This window comes from Vibrio sp. 1562, assembly GCF_033340155.1.
Lineage (GTDB): Bacteria > Pseudomonadota > Gammaproteobacteria > Enterobacterales > Vibrionaceae > Vibrio > Vibrio alginolyticus.
The window spans coordinates 308628-328286 of record NZ_JAWOVY010000001.1; the positions used below are offsets into that span (position 1 = coordinate 308628).

Here is a 19659-nt window from a genome sequence, read left to right on the forward strand (position 1 = left end):
ACTTAATTAACAAAAAGTGAATGTTAAATTAATGTTAGTGAGTAATTATTCTAAATATCACCCATTTAATCGATTGCTATGCTGAATGGATTTTTTGACCGTGGTGCCAAAACTGAAATATTGAATATTTAGTTGTTGACTGTCTTGAGCATTTACTCAGAATTAGAAGGTTTAGTGAGAAAAATTCTCATCTAAATACTGTTATAGCCGAGCGTATTCACGCATTCGGAACAATAACCATTACAAGAAGAGTGAATGATGAAAAAAACAATCACACTATTAACTGCATTACTTCCGCTTGCCTCCGCCATTGCAGAGGAGCCAACTTTATCACCAGCAATGGTTTCTGCGGCTGAAGTGGTTAGCGCGCAAGAAAATCAAACTTATACGTACGTTCGATGCTGGTATCGTACGAGCCACTCTAAGGACGATGCGGCTACCGATTGGAAATGGGCAAAAAACCAAGATGGTAGTGACTTCACTATCGATGGCTATTGGTGGAGCTCTGTTTCATTTAAAAACATGTTCTACACCAATACCTCACAAAACGTAATTCGTCAGCGTTGTGAAGAAACACTAGATCTAGCGAACGAGAACGCAGACATTACATTTTTTGCTGCTGACAATCGTTATTCTTATAACCACACGATCTGGAGCAATGATGCTGCAATGCAACCAGATCAGATAAACAAAGTAGTGGCTTTAGGCGATAGCTTGTCTGATACAGGCAACATCTTTAACGCGTCCCAATGGCGCTTTCCTAACCCGAATAGCTGGTTCTTGGGTCACTTCTCAAACGGTTTTGTTTGGACGGAATACGTTGCTAAAGCCAAAAACTTACCGCTATACAACTGGGCAGTTGGTGGCGCAGCAGGTGAAAACCAATACATCGCGCTAACTGGTGTCGGCGAACAAGTTTCTTCTTACTTAACCTACACAAAGCTGGCGAAGAACTACAACCCTGCTAACACATTGTTTACGTTAGAGTTTGGTTTAAATGATTTCATGAACTACAACCGTAGCGTGCCGGAAGTAAAAGCGGATTACGCTGAAGCTCTGATTCGTTTAACAGACGCTGGCGCGAAGAACTTCATGTTGATGACACTGCCAGATGCAACCAAAGCACCACAGTTCAAATACTCAACACAGGAAGAAATTGAAACGATTCGTGCGAAAGTATTGAAGATGAACGAGTTCATCAAAGCACAAGCGATGTACTACAAAGCCCAAGGCTACAACATCGCATTGTTTGATACACACGCACTGTTTGAGAAGTTAACCTCGGCACCAGAAGAACACGGTTTCGTAAATGCAAGCGACCCTTGCTTAGACATCAACCGTTCATCCTCTGTTGACTACATGTACACTCACTCATTACGTTCTGAATGTGCAGCATCTGGCGCAGATAAGTTCGTGTTCTGGGATGTGACTCACCCAACCACAGCAACGCATCGTTATGTGGCTGAAAAAATGTTAGAAAGCAGCAATAACTTAGAAGAGTTTCGCTTTTAATGAGCCGTTGTTGTTCATTGCAAGTTAATCTGCATAAAAATGACCACGATGCTTCGTGGTCATTTTTTATCGATATCGAACCCCGATACGGGTTTATTTGAGCTCGCTTACTTCAAGCCGTTGATTTAGAGACGTTGACTTTGAGCAGCCTCATTCAGCTTTCTGTTTTTGGTACGTTACCGCGGAAACTGTCCACCATAATAGAGATCAACGTCTTTAAGGTTACATCATCACTGCGGTATGAGTAGGCTCGTATACCCGTAAACTGAACCTGGAACAACTGAGCAAGAAGCAATGTATCCTGAGCTTCAATTTCGCCATTCTCGATTGCTCGCTCAAACAGCTTTGCAAGAAAAGATTCAAATTGGTTTGCTAAGCTGTTTGTTTGATTGCGCAGAGCATTAAAATCCTCAGCAAATTCACTTGCTGATTTGACTAACATGCACACTTCACTGGGATTGGAGTCTCGCTGATTGATAACCACATCAATCGCGAAAGCTTCTATTGCATCTAGAACCGTTGTGTTCTGAGTTAAATGCAACTCAAACAGGGCTTGTAAGTTCGCAACGTACATTTTTAGCGCTTCACAATATAGCCCCTCTTTTGACCCAAACGTCGCATAAATACTTCCAGGACGCAGATTAACGCTATCTTGTAAATCACGTGTAGATGTTGCATGAAAACCTTTCTTCCAGAATAGATCCGAGGCGGCTTTCACCACTTCATCACGTTGGAATTTCTTTGTATTCGCCATGAGCAATTATCAATTTTGAACATATGCTCAATTTTATATTGAGCGACCGCTCAAAATCAACTATCCTGTTCTTGCCTAATCCGCTCATATCCAATTACAGGAGATTTAAACATGGCAGAATTTAAACTGTATACCGCAGAAAACGCACCCGAAGGATCAAAGCACCTGATTGAAAATTCAGTCAAAGCGTTTGGCATGCTACCAAATCTTCATGCTGTTATGGCTGAAGCGCCAACCTTGCTTGAGGGTTATCAAGTTGTGCATGAGCTCTTTCAACAAACATCATTTAACGCAGAAGAATTGACCGTCGTATGGCAAACCATCAACGTTGAACATGGTTGTCACTACTGCGTTCCTGCTCATAGTGCGATCGCGGCGTCAATGAAAGTGGATCAGGAGATTGTTGATGCTCTCGTCAACCAAACACCATTGGCAGACGAAAAACTTGAAACACTACGAGAAACAACGCTTCAAATGGTGCGTCAACGTGGTGTAGTGGAAGAGTCTCAGATAGAGAAATTCTTTGCGGCAGGTTACGGACAGCAGCAACTGCTTGAAATTGTTCTTGGTCTAGCGCAAAAAGTGATGAGTAACTACACCAATCACCTAGCTGACACCCCGGTTGATGCACCTTTCAAGAAGTTCGCCAAGTAACTTAAGCTTTTATTACTGGTCCCATTCATGGGACCAGTAATACCTTCAAAAAGGCTTTGTTGCATGGCGCTTCGCTAGTGTGAGCTGACACCTAATTACAACGGCGCAACGTCGGTTCCTCCTAAAGACTGGTAAAGCGTAACCTGAGTGAGAAACTGGTTGTAGCGGTTCTCCAACAAAGAAGCTTGTGCGTTTCTGGTGTCTTCTTGGGCATTCAAATAGTCCATGATCGATGTCGAGCCATACTGATACCGCGCAGCATATATGGACTCAGCGGCACTTGCGGCATCATATTGTTCTTGTAAACGCGCCGCTTGATACTTCAATTTTTCTCGTGCCGACAAGGCATTTTCGACATCTTGGAATGCGGCGTACAACACTTGGCGATAGCTCACAATGGCCGATTGATAGTCTAAATCGGCAATGGCTTGGCTGTTTTTCATCTCATTCCACTGCAAAAACGGTAGCGTCATATCCGCACCTAAACTGCCGATCGGGTTGGAAAGCAGGTCTTTGAGCGCTTGTGACGATCCCCCCAAAGCCCCAGTGAGCGTCAGCTTAGGCAAGTAGTCCAAATCTGCTGCGTCTTTATTAGCTAGCGCGGCTTTGACGTCATAAATCGCTGCTTTAATGTCGGGTCTGCGGATCAATAAATCAGACGGAGCACCAACACTCAACGATGGCATATCGCCTTCAGGCAGCATTTGGATGTTTGCACTGATGCTCTTCGGCGGTTGATTGAACAAAATCGCAAAGGCGTTGTTTACCTCAAGTAAACTCTGTTCAAACTCACTTTGCTGCGCTTGTAAGCTTGCCAACGTACGTTTGGCTTCAAGCACATCTAACTGATCCACAGCGCCAAGTTGGTACTGTTTTTTAATCAATTGTAGCGTTTGAGCTGCGTCTACCACATTACGCTGGCTGAGGTGTAAGCGCTGTTGCAGATAGCCGATTTGCCAATATAGCGATGCCGTCGTTGCTACCAAACTTTGTGCGGTCGCCTCGCGATCTTGTTGACTTGCCATCGCCGTCCACTTAGCTTGGTCAACGTCTGCCGAGATTTTTCCCCACAAATCCAACTCGTAATTGACGGACAAGTTGGTGCTGTAGCTATCTGCCGATTCCCCGCTATCAAGAGATTTTTGAACTTGTCCTGATGTGGAAGAACTCAACGTAGGGAAAAGGTCATCTTGCGCTAAACCCAGCTGTAAACGCGCTTTCTTTAGCGTTAGCGTTGCCAGCGTCAAATCGTTGTTTTGAGCCAACACCTGAGTAATGTATTGATTAAGCGTTGGGTCGTTAAACGCCAACCACCAAGGATCCATACTGACATCACCCGCAACATGCATCTGTTGCCAATTTGCAGGCACTTGCACCTCAGGAGCTTGATAGTCGCTACGCATAAGCGAACCACAACCTGACAACCACACTGCGCTTAAGGCAGCCGCGACCAATCGAGTTTTGAATTTCATTGTGTTACTCATTTTTAGTCTCTCGCTAGCGCTTCTATCGGATCGAGTTTGGCGGCATTGCGAGCGGGTAAAAAGCCGAAGGCGATGCCAATCAACGTTGAGCAAATAAACGCCCAGATGATCGAGTTCATCGAGTAAATCATTTGGAAGCTGCTACCAGACGTACTGAATGCAAAACCAATCAAAAACGCCAAGCCAATACCAGCAATGCCACCACACAAACACACTAGTACCGCTTCAATCAAAAACTGACGCAAAATATCCGCTTGCCGCGCACCCACAGCCATTCGCACACCGATCTCTTTCGTGCGCTCTGTCACCGACACCAACATGATGTTCATTACGCCAATTCCCCCGACAATTAGGGAGATCACCGCAATCGCTGAGATCAGTAACGTCATGGTTGCGGTGGTTTTCTCGATGCTCTGACGAATGGTGTCAGTGTTAATCGTGAAGAAATCTTCTGTACCGTGGCGCATTTTTAACAAGTTGATGATGCTCTGTTCTACCGCTGCGCTTGGGGCGTTCTCATCAATCCGTACAGTAATGCCGTTGAGGTAACGTTGTCCCATCATGCGCCCAGACATGGTGGTGTATGGCACCCAAATTTTCAGCGCGTCGCTGTTGCCAAACGCGTCTTCTTTTTTCTGCGTGACACCCACAATACGCACTGGCAATGAACCAAGAAAAATCACTTCACCAATCGGATTTCTATCCGCAAACATTTCCTTTCTGGTGTTGTCATCAATCACTGCTTCTTGGGCGAGTGAGTTCACGCTCTCTTCATCCCAAAACTGACCTTTGGCGATCTCATAACCGCGCACACGGAAATAATCTTCCCCAACCCCTTCCACAGACGCAGTTGCATCCTGATTGGCGTAACGCACGGTTAAGCTGTTGGATAAAGACGGCGTGACACTGTCGACAAAAGGTAGACTCTCCAACGATTTGGCATCGCCGGCGGTTAGCGTTTTCACTCGTCCGGAGCGGCGGTCACCAAACCCTTTGCCCGGCCTGACATCAATGGTGTTTGTTCCCATGGATGAAATATTCGACAAAATTTGCTGTTGTGAACCATTACCTAGTGCCACCACGGAAACCACCGAGGCTATACCAATAATGATGCCGAGCATGGTCAAAAACGTGCGCATTCTGTGGCTAGACATCGCCAGCAGCGCCATTTTGAGCGCGTCAATAAAACTGTCCCACTTCCACCACTTACTGGCGGCTTGCGCTGGGCGATGAAAAGACGCGCTCGGTGTCTTTGCTGCTTGCTCATTGATTACAACTTGTGCATTTGGCGTATCTGCAATGATTTCACCATCTTTGATTTCAATGATGCGATCCGCAAAGTTCGCCACGTTCATATCATGAGTCACTAAGATGATCGTATGCCCAAGTTGATGCAATTCTTTAAGCAGTGCCATCATCTCTTGCCCACTGTGACTGTCTAATGCGCCAGTGGGCTCATCGGCGAGAATCACCTCACCACCGTTCATCAGTGCACGAGCAACACTCACGCGCTGTTGCTGGCCACCACTCAGTTGGCTGGGCTTGTGAGTCAAACGATCTTCCAGCCCCAAGCGAGCCAATAGTGACTGCGCTCGCTCCGTTCTTTGACGATGAGGAACTCCCGCGTAAACCGCTGGTACTTCCACATTTGCCACCGCGGTTAAATCCCCCAGCAGATGGTAACGCTGAAATATAAAGCCAAAATACTCGCGGCGCAGTTCCGCCAGTTGGTCGGATTCCAACGTCGAGACATCTTGCCCATTAATGAAGTATCGACCGCTGGACGGTTTATCCAAGCAGCCGAGCACATTCATCAGCGTCGATTTACCTGAGCCCGAAGCCCCCACGATCGCGACCATTTCACCGCGTTTTATCTCTAAATTAATGTGGTTCAACACGGTAAGCGACTCGTCGCCAGAGACAAATCGTCGAGTTAAATCCTCAACTTTTAAAAGCACGTCACTCATCTTAGAACCTCATTGGAGGTCGACGACGATCACCTCGGCTTGATGATTCTCCATCCTTAGCATTGCCAAGAACAACTTGGTCGCCCTCCTTCAAACCTGAGAGAATTTCTGCGTTCACTTTGTTGTTAATACCCACTGTCACGGGCTTTTGCACCACTTGGCCCTGTTCAAGCACTGGCACGGTATAGTTGCCTTTGCCGCCAGATTTTTGCAGCACTTGTGAAGGGACAATCAAGGTATTTTCCGATTGCTCAAGGACAATCGAAACTTGCGCAGTCATGCCGATGCGCAAAATACCTTGCGGGTTCTTCACATCAAATACAGCGTTGTAGTAAATGGCGTCGCTATCTGAAATGCTCAGATCGCTATCATCGCCATCCATGATGGTTGGCCCCGGCTCAATCGCGCGCAATGTACCTTTAAACTGCTGATTCGGTTTGCCTAAAATGGTGAACAGCGCCGTTTGGCCTGGGTGAACAAAAATCACATCGGCTTCCGAAATTTCAGCTTTCACCGTCATAGTATCTAACTTGGCTAACTCGATAATAGTTGGCGTGGTTTGATTGGCGTTTACGGTTTGTCCTTCTTCCACCGCGGTGTAGACCACCGTGCCATCCATCGGTGCGTTGATGGTGGTGTAACCGAGATCTAACTGCGCATTGTCGACGTTGATTTTGGCTTTCTCGATTTCGGCATCCAGTTGCGCTAACTCGGCTTTGTAGATGGCGAGCGTCGCTTCGGCATTCTCGTAATCAGCTCGTGAGCTCGCTTTCGCTGCCAACATGCCTTTTTGGCGCACGTATTCATAGTTTGCTTGTTTAATCTGCGCTTGCTTAGCCTGGTACTGAGCGTTGAGACTATTAAGAGACGCTTGGGCTTCTTTGAGGCTGTTTTGCTGAGTCAGGCTGTCAATCTGTGCAATCAAGTCCCCCTGTTTTATCTCATCCCCTAAGTTCACAGCGAGGCGTTGAATTTGCCCAGATACTTGCGCACCTACATTCACCAATTTGGACGCTTGCAACATGCCGTTAGCTAATACCGCCTTTTCGATATTGCCTTTACGAACGACTTCTGTCGCGTAAGGAGAAATGGGTTCTGGACGTTGCAGATAATGATAACCACCAGCACCAATAGCAAGTAAGCCACACAAAACGAGCCATTTTTTATTGAGTTTCATAGCAGGAGTGAAGTAAATAATCGTTTTGATTTTATACTGCTATTTGTCTTAGCCGTACAGGGTACGAGACGTAAAGATAGGTAAATTAACGTCAAGAAACTGAATGAATAACTTCACTAACGTGAAAAATCAGAGATATTATAGTCACTTCAAAACTTTATTATTCAATACGTATAGCAAAGACCATTTTTAATATAGAAATTCAAGTTATAAGTATTATAAACAAAACTTTTAAATACCAACAAACCAGTAAAAATCTTAACTTATTAAATATACAATCCATTAAAATTTCATTATGGCCATTTTTAATTATTGAATTTCAAGAGGAGTTAAGTGGCAAGTTAAATAAAAAATACCCACATAACACAGGTAAGACCGAGAGGAGTGTGTCATGTGGGTTTAAAACGATAGTTCTCTTGCTGATTCGAACTACCAACGTTGGGATGCAATGGAAATACAAATGACTCAGAGTTTCCATCACGGACACTTTATCGCTGGATTTCCCTCTATTTGTTAGGGAACAGTCAGCACAATAAAAATAGAGAAGTAATACCGCAAAAATAAAAATAGAGGTTCAGGATTTAATTTACACGTAAAATAACCACTATATTCACGCCATGAAGCATTAATAAATTCAACAATAAATATTTATTAAGTTAAATTTACTTATTGTCAGCACACTGTTAATTTTACTCCTAAATGCACTGGTCAGATTTGTTTATTTTACTGATTTTCGTTGCAATACAAATTCTAATTAATTCATGAGAAAAACATGCAGCGACAATTAACTCTTTCACCGATTTATTTATTAATCGGGTTAGCCTACTCGACGGCGTATGCCGGTGGTTTTCAAATTAACGAACATTCGGCGACGGGTCTTGGTCGTGCTTTTGCTGGTGATGCCGTCATTGGTGATAATGCGTCTGTAGTCAGCCGTAACGCCGCAGCGATGACGCTGTTTAAACAAAATGCCTTATCGTTCGGTGTCACTTACGTCAAACCTGACGTTACCGTTAAAAATGCGCAATATCATCGAGCTAACATTAATGCGGATGTCAATGTTGGTATGGGTGGTTTTCCTCCGTCCCCTCAAGCTGACATTACCCCGTCCTTCTCTCAAACCGTGACCGACATTGATGACGTCGATGGCGTTGGTCAACCAGCCGTTGTACCCAATTTTTACTTTATTCACCCTATCAACGACGACTGGTATCTAGGCTTATCGGCATATTCCAACTTCGGAACCGACATGGAGTTTAAACCAAACTATGGCGCACCTGTTTTTGGCGGTGTCACCAGCGTAGCGAGTGTCAACCTTGGCGCAAGCTTGGCATACAAGGTGAACGATCGTTTTAGTATCGGTGGTGGTATTGATGTGATTTACGGCTCTGGTGAGCTGTACCGCGATATGGACGTGGGTGTTTGCGTTGGTGGGAACATACTTGGAAACGAACTAGAACAACGCTGTGGATCCGTAAAAGGCAACGCACTTGATGTGGAAGCTGGCGGCATTGGGCTTGGCGCGAACATTGGCATGATGTACGAGTTTAACGAACGTCATCGCTTAGGTTTAAGCTACAAGCACAGCCCTAACATTGATGCCAAGGGTGACATCCACTTTGCTGGCGAATCGTACGACTCGCTTGCTATGCCGCTACCGGATATTGCGGAGTTTTCCGGTTATCACCGCGTCTTACCTAAATTTGCCCTGCACTATTCTGTGCAGTGGATTGGTTGGTCAGCATTTGACAGCTTGAAAGCTGATGATCAGTTGCTAAAAGATTTTCAGTGGCAAGACTCCGCGCACTACTCCATCGGTGCGACTTGGTACGCCAATGAACGTTGGACACTACGCACGGGTTACATGTTCGACAAAACACCTGTCGATGAGCTGACTTCGCTTTCTATCCCAGATTCGAACCGTCACTGGTTATCTGCGGGGGCCTCTTACCAATGGTCATCAGATACCACGGTTGACATCGGCATGACGTACTTGATTGGTGAAGATGTCAACGTAGAAGAGTACGCGTATGAAGGTGTTCCTGCACCGATGGTGACGGGCGTTACCCATTCAAATGCGTTCCTAATTGGTGCCCAACTCAGCCACCGTTTCTAATTCGTCAGGCAGTGATCAAACCTCTAGGTCATTGCCTTGTAACAACGCTTATCAAAGCGACCGAACAGAGACATTATTATGAACAAAACACTACTTGCTTTTTCACTCTCACTTCTCACTCTAAGCGCGGCTCAGGCTTCGGAATGGGGCTATGGCAATGACAAACACGGGCCAGAACACTGGGGAGAAATCGCCAAAGACTGCGCAACCACGAAAAACCAAAGCCCAATCAACATCGACAACCCAGCCGATGCAAAACTGGAAGCACTGAACCTTTCGTACACTGGTCAGGTCATTGGTTTAACCAACAATGGTCATACGCTGCAAGCGCAAGTGAACGGACGTAACAGCTTCACCATCGATGGCGAGACGTTCGAGCTGCAACAGTTCCATTTCCACACACCTTCAGAAAACCAAATCAAAGGCCGCCAATATCCACTTGAAGCGCACTTTGTACACGCCAACGCAGACGGCGAGTTGGCGGTAATTTCGGTGATGTTTGATGCTGGCGATCAAAACGCAGCGCTGTCTAAACTGATCAACGCAATCCCACAAGAGAATCAAACCACGTTCTTTAAAGATACTTTTGAGATTAATGACTTACTGCCAAAAACTGCAAACTACTATCGATTTAACGGCTCTTTAACCACACCGCCATGTTCAGAAGGTGTGCGCTGGTTTGTGCTTAAAGACACTCAAACCTTATCCAAAGATCAAGCCGCGAAACTGATGGAAGTCATGGGACAAAACAATCGTCCGCTGCAACCGCTAAATGCGCGCGTTGTACTTTCTAACTAAACGCCACATCCGATAAGGGGCATCGTATTTGCCCCTTATTTTGATTCGATCTAACCTCACTTCGTTACAGGAACCCCCAATGAAAACTCCATCTGTTCTGTCACTCTTACTCGCACTCGCCCCGACATTCGCCTTCTCTCATAACCTTTCTGTCGGTCAAACCACCCCTTCCGTCAGCATTGATACCTATGGCGAAATGACGCTGCAAGGAGACGATGTGGCTTATCAACCTTGGGCAACTCAGCAGATGTTAGGCAAAGTCCGTGTGATACAAGCCATTGCAGGTCGTAGTAAAGCCAAAGAGATGAACGCGCCGCTGATGTCAGCAATCACTGCCGCTCACTTTCCTGAAGATCAGTATCAGACCACAACCGTGATCAACCAAGAAGACGCCATATGGGGAACCGGTACATTTGTTAAATCGTCGGCAGAGGACAGCAAAAAGACATTCTCTTGGTCTTCCATGGTGTTAGACAAAAATGGCGTATTAGCAACAACTTGGGATCTACAGCAAGAAAGTTCTGCGATTATCGTACAAAATAAACAAGGCGAAATTTTATTCGTGAAAGAAGGGGCTTTAACTCAAGACGAAGTCACACACGTCATCGAACTGATTAAACAGAATATCTAAACCTAAGGTAAGGAAAAGCTATGAAACTGTTCAACACCATCGCACTCTGTCTTTTAGCGGCTGTAGCCTCTTTCCAATCGGTTGCAGGAGACAACGATTGGGATAAGATTGCAGATAAGACCGTCAGTTTTAAATCGGAAACCGACACAGTCAATCCACTGTCACCATTTGCTAACGCTCGTTTCAGCCACATAAAAATCAAATGTACGCAAGGTACGGTCGATCTGAAAAGCGTTAAAGTAATCATGAAAGATGGTCAGGAAAAGACGTTCGACAGTTTAGGGGTTCTGACTAAAGGCATGTCATCAAGAAGCTTAAGCCTACCAACAAAAGATAACGCGAAGTTAGACAAAATCGAGTTGAACTATGAATCGGTTGGCAGCACTGCGCTGCAAGTCGCGGGGGTGACCAAAAAAGCGCAAGTGGAAATCTTAGGTAAGAAAATCGACGAGTAAGCGATGGCTCAACGAGCTCACCCAAACTAAAAACAGCGGCACTAGGCCGCTGTTTTCATTAAAAAATCGTAATGAATAACTAAATGAATTTCTTCAGCTTCGCCAAACCATAAGCAGCGATGGTGACACAATCTTTGATCGTACCGTCGATCATCATCTGTTCGAACTCCTCAACCGAAAAAGCACGAGCGATCAAATCCTCTTCTTCACTGTCGAGTTGATTGCCCACGTCCGTTAAATCAGTGGCGAAATAGACGTGACATGTCTGATTCAAAAAGCCGTATGCGATAAACTGCGCGCCGACATACGCCATGGCGCTCGCCTGCATGCCCGTTTCTTCACGCAGCTCGCCTTTGGCAAGCTCAAGATGATCCGCATTTGGGTTTGATTCCCACGCCCCTTGTGGGATCTCCCAACAACGTTGACCTACGGTGTAACGGTACTGCTGAACCAAGTGAATCATCCCGTTATCGATAGCCAGAATCGCAGCACAATCAGGTTTGTCGACCACACCATAGATGCCCTCTGCGCCGCTCGGACGTAAAATTTTGTCCTCACGCACCGTCATCCACTTATTCTGGTAAACGACTTTGCTGTCTAGCTGTTTGATGTCTGACATGGTTATTCCTTGATTTTTCTGAGGGTTACTGTGGAATAATACCCGATTCGGTTACGCCACCAAAATGTTCTTTAGTTCACTCAAAGACTCAACGGTGTAATTTGGTGCGATACGCTCATCAACGCTTGCGCCTGTGGTATTTAACCAGCAAGTTTCAATACCAAAATTATTACCACCCAGAATATCGGAATGCAGGTTGTCACCCACCATCAGTACGCGCGTTTTGCAGGGATTGCCCATTTGCTGCATCGCGTATTCAAAAATACCTAAGTCCGGTTTTGCTACGCCCACTTGTTCAGAGATCACCACTTTATCGAAGTACTCAGTCATCCCTGTGCGCTCAAGGCGGATCGCTTGCAACTCTGTAAAACCGTTGGTGATAATGCCCATTTTAGCTTTGCCTTGCAGCGCTTCCATCAGCTCTTTTGCACCTGGCAACAAGCTGCAAATATCGGCCATTGCTTCTAAAAATGCGCTGTTGAGATCTGCTGTTGTGGTATTCAACTTCTCAGCCCACTCGGTAAAACGCTTATGTTTTAGCTCATCTGCCGTTACTTTGCCGTCTTGGTAATCCACCCAAAGCGGTTTGTTTACGGTTTGGTAATGAGCAAAATCTTGTTCAGTAAAATCTACGCCTTTGCGAGAAAACATAAGCTGCAAACCTTTGAAAGCATCAAAGTGGAATAAGGTTTCGTCAGCGTCAAACAGGATCCAATCGTACTTCATTTTCTTCTTCCCAAAATCAAGGTCGTAATACTGGTGCATAGTCTAGATTGTTTTCTTCTTGAAGATAATCTCTATAATTGGAAATTAATTGTATCCTTGTGCTCAACAATAAATGCTTCACGATAATAGGAGATTGATGTGAACGCGATTGCCTCCCTGCCCGTTTTTGTTGCTGTTGTCGAATGCGGCAGCTTTTCCCTTGCGGCCAAACAGCTGAATCTGACGAAATCGGCGATCAGCAAACGCATCAACCAACTAGAAGACGATTTGGGCATTCGTCTCCTTAATCGAACTACGCGTAAGCTGAGCCTGACCGAAGCAGGAGAACGCTATTTTGAGTACGCTTCTCAAGCGCTCAATCTGGCCCAGCAAGGCGTGGACGCGGTATCGGAGCTGCAAGGATCTCCACAAGGTCGGCTCAAAATTACCGTGCCGATGTCTTTCGGTGTGCTGCATATCGCGCCTTTGATCAGCGAGTTTCTCGCTCGTTACCCGAAAATTGAAGTGGATTTAAACCTCGAAGACAAAATGGTCGATTTGGTTAAAGACGGTTTTGATTTGGGGATCCGTATTGGTGAACTCACCTCTTCCAATCTAATCGCAAAACGTCTCGCCCCTTGTAAAAGTGTGCTTTGTGCCTCACCAGATTACTTAGCGGAGTTTGGAACACCACAAAAACCAAGTGATTTAGTCGGTCACAACTGCCTGCGCTACTCCTATTTCCGTGGCGGCGTCGAATGGATGTTCATCAACAATGGCAGCGAATACAAGGTGCTTCCAAAAGGAAACTTTATCGTCAATAACAGCGAAGCCATTCGCCAGTTGCTGTTAAGAGGTTCGGGCATTGCGCAACTGCCGACGTTTATTGCAGGAAGAGACTTTGCCGCAGGAAATCTAAAACCGGTGATGGAAGAGTATTCTCTACCAGAACACGCCATTTATGCGGTGTTCCCTGAGCGCAAGCACATGCCGTTGAAAGTAAGAGCCTTTATCGATTTTATCAGCGAAAAACTCGGCACAGATTTACCTTACTGGGATCGTTACAACAGCCCAGAAAAATAACCATATTGATGATAAGTGAGTGAGATTTCACTACTGACATGTTCTGACATTCCATCCGCGTAACCTTATTTGGAACTCAACAGGCAATCCGCCAAAACCAATAAGGAATCACAATATGGAAACCGTTATCGAAACTGTGCAATTTCGTCTAACCGCAGGCACAACAGAGCAAGACGTGATCGCCGCTGCCAGACAGTCACAAACGTTTGTGAAGAATCTGCCAGGCTTTTTGTATCGCTCACTCAGTCACGAAGCGACGGACGATGTGTGGACAGACATCATTTACTGGCGTTCAATGGACGATGCAAAACAGGCGGGAAAACAGCTTAAGCAAGCCGCTGAATTTCAGCCTCTGTTATCAATGATTGACTGCGAAAGCTTCGAGCTTAAACATCACAACTTAAAAATGTGCAGTGAGCTAGAGAAGTAATCAGCCGCACTACCACTAACAACCAGTAGGTCTAGATAAGGAACATCATGAGCAAATCAGAACGACTGTTTGAGCTACTGACGCTTTTGCGCGCAAAGCGTTACGCCGTGACAGCGAAAGAGCTCGCAGAAAGAATGGAAGTTAGCGAACGTACGATTTATCGCGATATTCAGTCGTTGCTTAGTTCTGGTGTTCCTATTCAAGGTGAAGCAGGTGTCGGCTACTTGTTGCAAGCTGGCTCTCATCTCCCGCCTTTGATGTTCTCAGAAAAAGAGATGATGGCGCTTGAACTGGGTATGCGGATGGTTCGAGCTTGGTCGGATGCCGAACTCGCCGAAGCGTCTCACTCTGCGTCCACCAAAATACTTTCGGTATTGCCCGATAAGCTCAAACAACAAGTGGAAGATTGTCCGCTGATTGTGCCCGATTATCACACCCAATCCGAGACTGCCAAACGAGGGCAGCTTCTGCGCCACGCGATTGATCATCAGTTTAAAGTCAGTTTGGATTACCAAGATGAAAGCGGACAGGTGACCGAGAGAAAAATCCAACCGTTAGGCCAGTTCTTTTGGGGCAAAGTCTGGACGCTGGTCGCCTGGTGCGAATTGCGCGATGACTACCGCCAGTTCCGCCTCGACCGTATCCAAGCACTGCGTATGCACGATGAAGAGTTTCAGAGTGCGGAAACCAAATCTCTCAAACATTATATTGCGCAGTATGAATCGAAAGATTGAGTGTTCTTCATCCTTCCATCACAAGGATTCTAAATTGCTCTGCTCAATGCGCGATATTTGGAAAGGCACATTTGGTTAAACTAATGTTTCATTTTTAACAGATGCGCAACCAACCTAAGATCGTTAACTTAAGTAGCACGTCAACCACACCGGAGCGTGAAGCTATGAAAGTACTGATTCAATACACCCAAGCAGGGAAATATCGAGATCAAGCGTGGGAGTCTTTAACTCTTCGATCTAAAGGTGATATGCAGGCCGTTACCCCTTCTTATGCTGCCCAACTTATCGAACAAAGCAAAGCGACACTTGTGATGACAGAAGACGGACAGATCATCTTTCACTCCTAAATTCTATCAGTCCTATGACGAAAAAGGCCTGCATTGCTGCAGGCCTTTGTATGAGTGAATTAAGAGTTATTTACTGGAAACTCACTGCAGTTGGTAGGCGATCAAGCATCTTGTAGTAATCACCAGCCACAGCGCCGATATCACCACGCAAATACGCTTGAATCATATTGAGATCTTTCAGCCAAAGTTCTTTGTCAGCATCTGAAGACGCCATGTACCCTGCGTACACATTGTCGACCGCGAACATCATGTCTTCGGCGTGATCGTTGTAAATCAAAAGCATCGCATCTGTGTAAGCTTCGAACGCTTTCAGCTCATCGTGCGCTTTACCACCTTTATAGCTCAATGTGCCCGAAGTTGCATCGATGACCAAATCACCCGAAGTCACATTCGCTGTCGTAAAGTTGATGAAAGACTGGCTGAACGACAGCACACCTGCCGCAATATCCGCATCAATGGTTCGCTTCATTGCGTTGACCATTGGCGCATCCAGCAGCAATACAGGATCGTGGAACGCTGGGACAATCGCTGTTCGGAATGGCCCCCAAGCGCTATCGATGCTCTCTGCGACCTTGTTTAGTGTTGCAGGCTCATAGCTATCTAGGTACGTTTTTAGATCGTAACCTTTGGACGTCACCAGTTGATTTGCGTAGTCGTAAGCCAGCTTGTTTGCTTTTGTTGCCACAAACTTCTCGCCGTCGATAACAAACTCAACCTTGTCACCCGCAATAATACCGTAGCGGTCTTGCTGCTTCGTAAACGTATCAAACTGAGATTGACCACGAGTCTTCACTGTGTAGTCGTAAGACTTCATTTGGCGCACTCCCATTCTCAAGATGACATCGCCAACACGTCCGCGGCCTTCTGCACCAATATCAAGGAATCTTGCAATACCACGAGGCATTGGTGGTAGGGACTCCATTTGCTCAGTGATGTGTAGGTTCACGGTAACACCTTTTAGATTGGTGTATTCCTTACCGTCTTTACCCACCAATTTAACTGGCGTATTTAACGCGTCATTTGCCACGATGTTGCCCATGATGTCTTCGTATTCAGCTTGCACCCCAGGGATATCAAGCAGCGATGCAAAGCTCACCTCATCGGTAAAACGGTTCGAGAATCGACGTGCTAAGAAGTGGCTCGCCAACGCTTTGTCTGGCCAGTTGCCCAACACAGACACCGCATTTGACCAAGGATAATCAGGGTCAAAGCTACCAATTGAGTTTAGGAAGCGTCCATTCGCAGTTTCCGCAACAGCTATATAACCCTCATCTGAATCTTCGATAAAGCGTGCTGCCAAATCATCAAAACAGCTGGCTGTTGAAAGATCGTAATCAGCCGGAATTTGGTGTGAGTTGTTGTCTAACAGTTGACCAAAAGAAATCACTTTTTGGTTGCCTGCCGCATTTTCTATCACACATTGATGCTCTGGTGTGCGCAAGATATCAAGGAAGAACGCCGCGGATTTTTTCGCCCCATTCGCGTAATCACAGAACCATGAGTTATCGGCTTTGCCTTCGCTACAGTATTGAGGGTTTGAAGCAATGCGCAATAAGAAATCACCCGGCTTATCCGTTGACGAAGTGTAACCAAGATTGGTGTACAGGTTATCGATGCGCTCAAGATCTTCCATCTTGTCACGGATAGCGCTCATTTCCATATAACGGCGCACTAAGTAACCAGGATAATCGGACGAGAATAATCCCGTCGTCCCATATAACTCCAAGTTGCGTCGATCATAGCTATCGAGATAGTTCTGCCACTCGTAAGAAACAATTTCTTCTAGGTTTGTACCTTCGTCAAAACGGTTACAGTCGCTGTTTAGAGAAACGTTCCCATCGGTACAGAAATCGTAAGACTTACGCTCAATTTCATTCACTTTATCTAGGTAGTAAAGTGCGCCATAACGAGTTTTCGCATTCAGTTCAGGATCATCAGACAACGCGGCGGTATCGAATCGGCTGAAGTCACAGTTGTAGAGTGATTTGCCTTTCTCGCTCCCCGTTAGTGCCTTCACTTCAGAACACACCATCAGCGATGTGTTGTCTGGATTGTTGCCAAACTTGTATGCAAAGCTTTGTTGGTAGGCTTGCTGATCAGCGAGGTAACGAGCGTATGCCGCTTTGTCTTCATCGCTCGCACTGTCTGCCGGTTTCGCAACAGGCGCAGGAGCTGAACCTGAAGAATCTTGAATCGTCTCGACTTTACGACCGTAGCCAAACTTAAACGCCGCAATGTCGTACAGACCCCAAGTTGGCGTTTCATCCAACATGCTTGGTGCGTAGTCCATTGTCGAACTGTAAGCAGGAATGTTGTTCAAACCAAGTTGATGCGCTTGCTCTAGCGTGTAGTAGTTCGCTTTGTCATTTGAGCCTTTAAAGTTATGGCGCAGACCCATGTTATGACCAAGCTCGTGAACAAGCGTATTGCTGTAAGTCGCAACCGTAATCGCATCTGCGGCTTTCACTTGCAACTCTTTTGGTAGGTATTTCCAACGCTTAAGCTGACGCGATACTTCGTTACCTGCGTCATCGAGTTTGATCTCAAAGTAACGCTCGTCATCCAACTTCAAGTTGTCCAACATGGCCTTGTTGGTTGAAGAAACCCACGACGCTTCGATTGGATAGACGTTGTTCTCTGCCCAGAAAGACAAACGGTTCTCTTCAGCTTCAACCACCTTTTCAAACTCCATGTCATCATTGAAGTTTTTCATTAGCTGAGTTGGGCTCTTCGTCGCTGCTTTTCCAGAAACGATGTCTTCTTTTGAAACGAGCGGCGCATGAATGTTTCCATCCGATTTCAGGCTCGCCATCGCCGCCATTGTAGAAAGCGCTTCAATTCTATCCGCGACTTCTGTTTTCACAGATTCGCTGCTGGTTGGCAATGGATCTAAGCCATCTAAGTCCAGTTGATTACGATTATAGAAACGCGCCAAGTTGTCCCAATAGAAAGGCACACCCGTTCTTGCAACACCTGCGTATTGGTTCACGTGGCCTTTGATGATTTCCCCCGTCATCGGGTTAGAAACCGACGGGCCATAGCCAAGCAGACCGTTCGCTAGAGGCTCGTCAATCAGGTTAATCACGTTGTAACGCAGATCACCTGGGTGAATACCAGCCGCTTTGGTTTTGTTCACAATCTCGATTTCAGGCTTGCCTGCATCCGCCCCAAATACATTCAGCGCTTGGTTCATCTTGTCGATCGATTGCAGCGTTGCATCCAAGAACAACTTGTTCTTCTCTTCAAAGAAATTGTCGCTCAAGTAATATTTGATAGAGCCTTGATCTGGGTTGAAACGATTGAGGTAAACCACATCACGGTCGTATTTATTCGTGACTGGGTTAAGCTTTTTCGTCGACGTGGTGAAGAAACCAATGTCGTTCTCATCACCCACAGGGTACAAGATCGGTTGGTAACCTTCGGTTGCCACTTCACTTTCGTGCACTAACGAGTAGTAGAAACGAGATTTAAACGCGCCATCCACAAGCGCTTCATCCAAGCTCGCTTTCGTTGCAAAGTTGATGTAGTCAGAAATATTATCTAAATCGATACGGAACGTGCGCTCTAGTTCGAAATTGAGAAGACCGTTTTTAGGGTCAAAGTCCCACGAGATCAATCGTGGTGCGCCAATTTCATCAATGCCTTCGGTAATGCCATACAGATCTTCCATATTGAATTCTGCAATTTCGAGATCTTCAGGACGAGGAGTGAAGTGGGTTTTCTTCTTGTAGTTTAGGCTTGCGTCTTCGTTGGTTTCTTCTTTGTTGGTGCAATCACCATGCGCGTCTTCTTGACAGCGATACGCCGCAAAGTCACCCGGAATCGTCAGCACTTGCGCGAAGTTAACGCCGTCGTCGTCTGCGACAAATTTCTCTTCACCGCAGTAGTTATTAGCATCTTTGCTTAGATGCGCGTCTGGGTAGTTTTTATCGTAACTGCGAACTTCCAGACCTTCTTTGGTAAAACAAAGCTCAACGTAACGAGGTGAACCTTGCAAGAATGGGAATTGGTTCAGAGCAAAGCGTGGCGCGGCACCAGTCGTCGGAACGTAAAACCAACGACCGTCTTTAAGGTCTTTTACTGCGACTTCTTTTGCATCTCTTTCGACATAGTCATACGCCTGATCATCTGCGCCACAGCCTGCAAGTGCGGCCGTTATTGCTGACACCAGAGTCAATTTTTTAAACATTATT

17 protein-coding genes are annotated in these 19659 nt (G+C 45.9%); 10 read left to right on the forward strand and 7 right to left on the reverse strand.

The genetic code is table 11. The features are described from left to right. The first annotated feature begins 255 nt into the window (after window positions 1-255). On the forward strand, window positions 256-1512 hold the full coding sequence (locus R7Z49_RS01460; RefSeq protein ID WP_017819748.1) for a type 2 secretion system lipase: 1257 nt from the start codon (window positions 256-258) through the stop codon (window positions 1510-1512). A gap of 154 nt (window positions 1513-1666) precedes the next feature. Here R7Z49_RS01460 and R7Z49_RS01465 read toward each other — a convergent pair whose 3' ends face one another. Next, a complete protein-coding gene (locus R7Z49_RS01465) occupies window positions 1667-2266 on the reverse strand; it encodes a TetR/AcrR family transcriptional regulator (protein ID WP_033906273.1) in 600 nt (199 codons plus the stop codon). Between the two features lie 111 nt (window positions 2267-2377). Between R7Z49_RS01465 and R7Z49_RS01470 the strand changes: the two genes are divergently transcribed. Then, window positions 2378-2920 (forward strand): carboxymuconolactone decarboxylase family protein, encoded by a 543-nt coding sequence (locus tag R7Z49_RS01470; RefSeq protein WP_005374097.1) that lies wholly within the window; start codon window positions 2378-2380, stop codon window positions 2918-2920. A gap of 95 nt (window positions 2921-3015) precedes the next feature. Here R7Z49_RS01470 and R7Z49_RS01475 read toward each other — a convergent pair whose 3' ends face one another. Genes R7Z49_RS01475 through R7Z49_RS01485 form a run of 3 tightly spaced genes read right to left on the reverse strand, consistent with a single transcriptional unit; the run spans window position 3016 to window position 7548 of the window. Further along, the gene (locus R7Z49_RS01475; protein WP_206949454.1) at window positions 3016-4392 is read right to left on the reverse strand and encodes an efflux transporter outer membrane subunit; all 1377 of its coding nucleotides are present in this window, start codon (window positions 4390-4392) and stop codon (window positions 3016-3018) included. A gap of 14 nt (window positions 4393-4406) precedes the next feature. After that, entirely contained in the window at window positions 4407-6371 is a 1965-nt protein-coding gene (locus tag R7Z49_RS01480; RefSeq protein WP_206949455.1) for a MacB family efflux pump subunit, read from the reverse strand. A gap of 1 nt (window position 6372) precedes the next feature. Then, on the reverse strand, window positions 6373-7548 hold the full coding sequence (locus tag R7Z49_RS01485) for an efflux RND transporter periplasmic adaptor subunit (RefSeq protein WP_258489552.1): 1176 nt from the start codon (window positions 7546-7548) through the stop codon (window positions 6373-6375). A gap of 772 nt (window positions 7549-8320) precedes the next feature. Between R7Z49_RS01485 and R7Z49_RS01490 the strand changes: the two genes are divergently transcribed. The 4 genes from R7Z49_RS01490 to R7Z49_RS01505 all read left to right on the forward strand — a co-directional run bounded on the left by R7Z49_RS01490 (window position 8321) and on the right by R7Z49_RS01505 (window position 11548). Then, window positions 8321-9664: an OmpP1/FadL family transporter gene (locus R7Z49_RS01490; protein WP_206949456.1), complete on the forward strand. Its 1344-nt coding sequence runs from the start codon at window positions 8321-8323 to the stop codon at window positions 9662-9664. 78 nt (window positions 9665-9742) lie between these two features. After that, window positions 9743-10462 carry a carbonic anhydrase gene (locus tag R7Z49_RS01495; protein ID WP_020841751.1) on the forward strand — a complete coding sequence of 240 codons (720 nt, stop codon included), beginning with the start codon at window positions 9743-9745 and terminating at the stop codon, window positions 10460-10462. Window positions 10463-10541: 79 nt separating this feature from the next. Next, the gene (locus R7Z49_RS01500) at window positions 10542-11093 is read left to right on the forward strand and encodes a YtfJ family protein (protein ID WP_005480925.1); all 552 of its coding nucleotides are present in this window, start codon (window positions 10542-10544) and stop codon (window positions 11091-11093) included. A gap of 20 nt (window positions 11094-11113) precedes the next feature. Continuing rightward, window positions 11114-11548 (forward strand): hypothetical protein, encoded by a 435-nt coding sequence (locus R7Z49_RS01505; RefSeq protein WP_005480927.1) that lies wholly within the window; start codon window positions 11114-11116, stop codon window positions 11546-11548. A 79-nt stretch (window positions 11549-11627) separates the two neighbouring features. Here the strand turns inward: R7Z49_RS01505 and R7Z49_RS01510 are convergent, their stop codons facing one another. Together R7Z49_RS01510 and yjjG are read right to left on the reverse strand one after the other, a co-directional pair. Beyond that, entirely contained in the window at window positions 11628-12167 is a 540-nt protein-coding gene (locus tag R7Z49_RS01510; protein WP_172563700.1) for an NUDIX domain-containing protein, read from the reverse strand. A gap of 51 nt (window positions 12168-12218) precedes the next feature. Further along, entirely contained in the window at window positions 12219-12893 is a 675-nt protein-coding gene (gene yjjG / locus R7Z49_RS01515) for a pyrimidine 5'-nucleotidase (protein WP_005374109.1), read from the reverse strand. A 138-nt stretch (window positions 12894-13031) separates the two neighbouring features. Between yjjG and R7Z49_RS01520 the strand changes: the two genes are divergently transcribed. The 4 genes from R7Z49_RS01520 to R7Z49_RS01535 all read left to right on the forward strand — a co-directional run bounded on the left by R7Z49_RS01520 (window position 13032) and on the right by R7Z49_RS01535 (window position 15466). Continuing rightward, window positions 13032-13955, forward strand: coding sequence for a LysR family transcriptional regulator (locus R7Z49_RS01520; protein ID WP_053307145.1), 924 nt, complete (start codon window positions 13032-13034; stop codon window positions 13953-13955). Window positions 13956-14070: 115 nt separating this feature from the next. Then, a complete protein-coding gene (locus R7Z49_RS01525) occupies window positions 14071-14385 on the forward strand; it encodes a hypothetical protein (RefSeq protein ID WP_258489554.1) in 315 nt (104 codons plus the stop codon). Window positions 14386-14432: 47 nt separating this feature from the next. Further along, window positions 14433-15119: a helix-turn-helix transcriptional regulator gene (locus tag R7Z49_RS01530; RefSeq protein ID WP_005497912.1), complete on the forward strand. Its 687-nt coding sequence runs from the start codon at window positions 14433-14435 to the stop codon at window positions 15117-15119. Between the two features lie 164 nt (window positions 15120-15283). Continuing rightward, window positions 15284-15466, forward strand: coding sequence for a hypothetical protein (locus R7Z49_RS01535; protein WP_005393690.1), 183 nt, complete (start codon window positions 15284-15286; stop codon window positions 15464-15466). 70 nt (window positions 15467-15536) lie between these two features. Here R7Z49_RS01535 and R7Z49_RS01540 read toward each other — a convergent pair whose 3' ends face one another. After that, window positions 15537-19655, reverse strand: a complete 4119-nt coding sequence (locus R7Z49_RS01540) for a M66 family metalloprotease (protein ID WP_318111238.1) — start codon at window positions 19653-19655, stop codon at window positions 15537-15539. Between the last annotated feature and the right edge of the window lie 4 nt (window positions 19656-19659).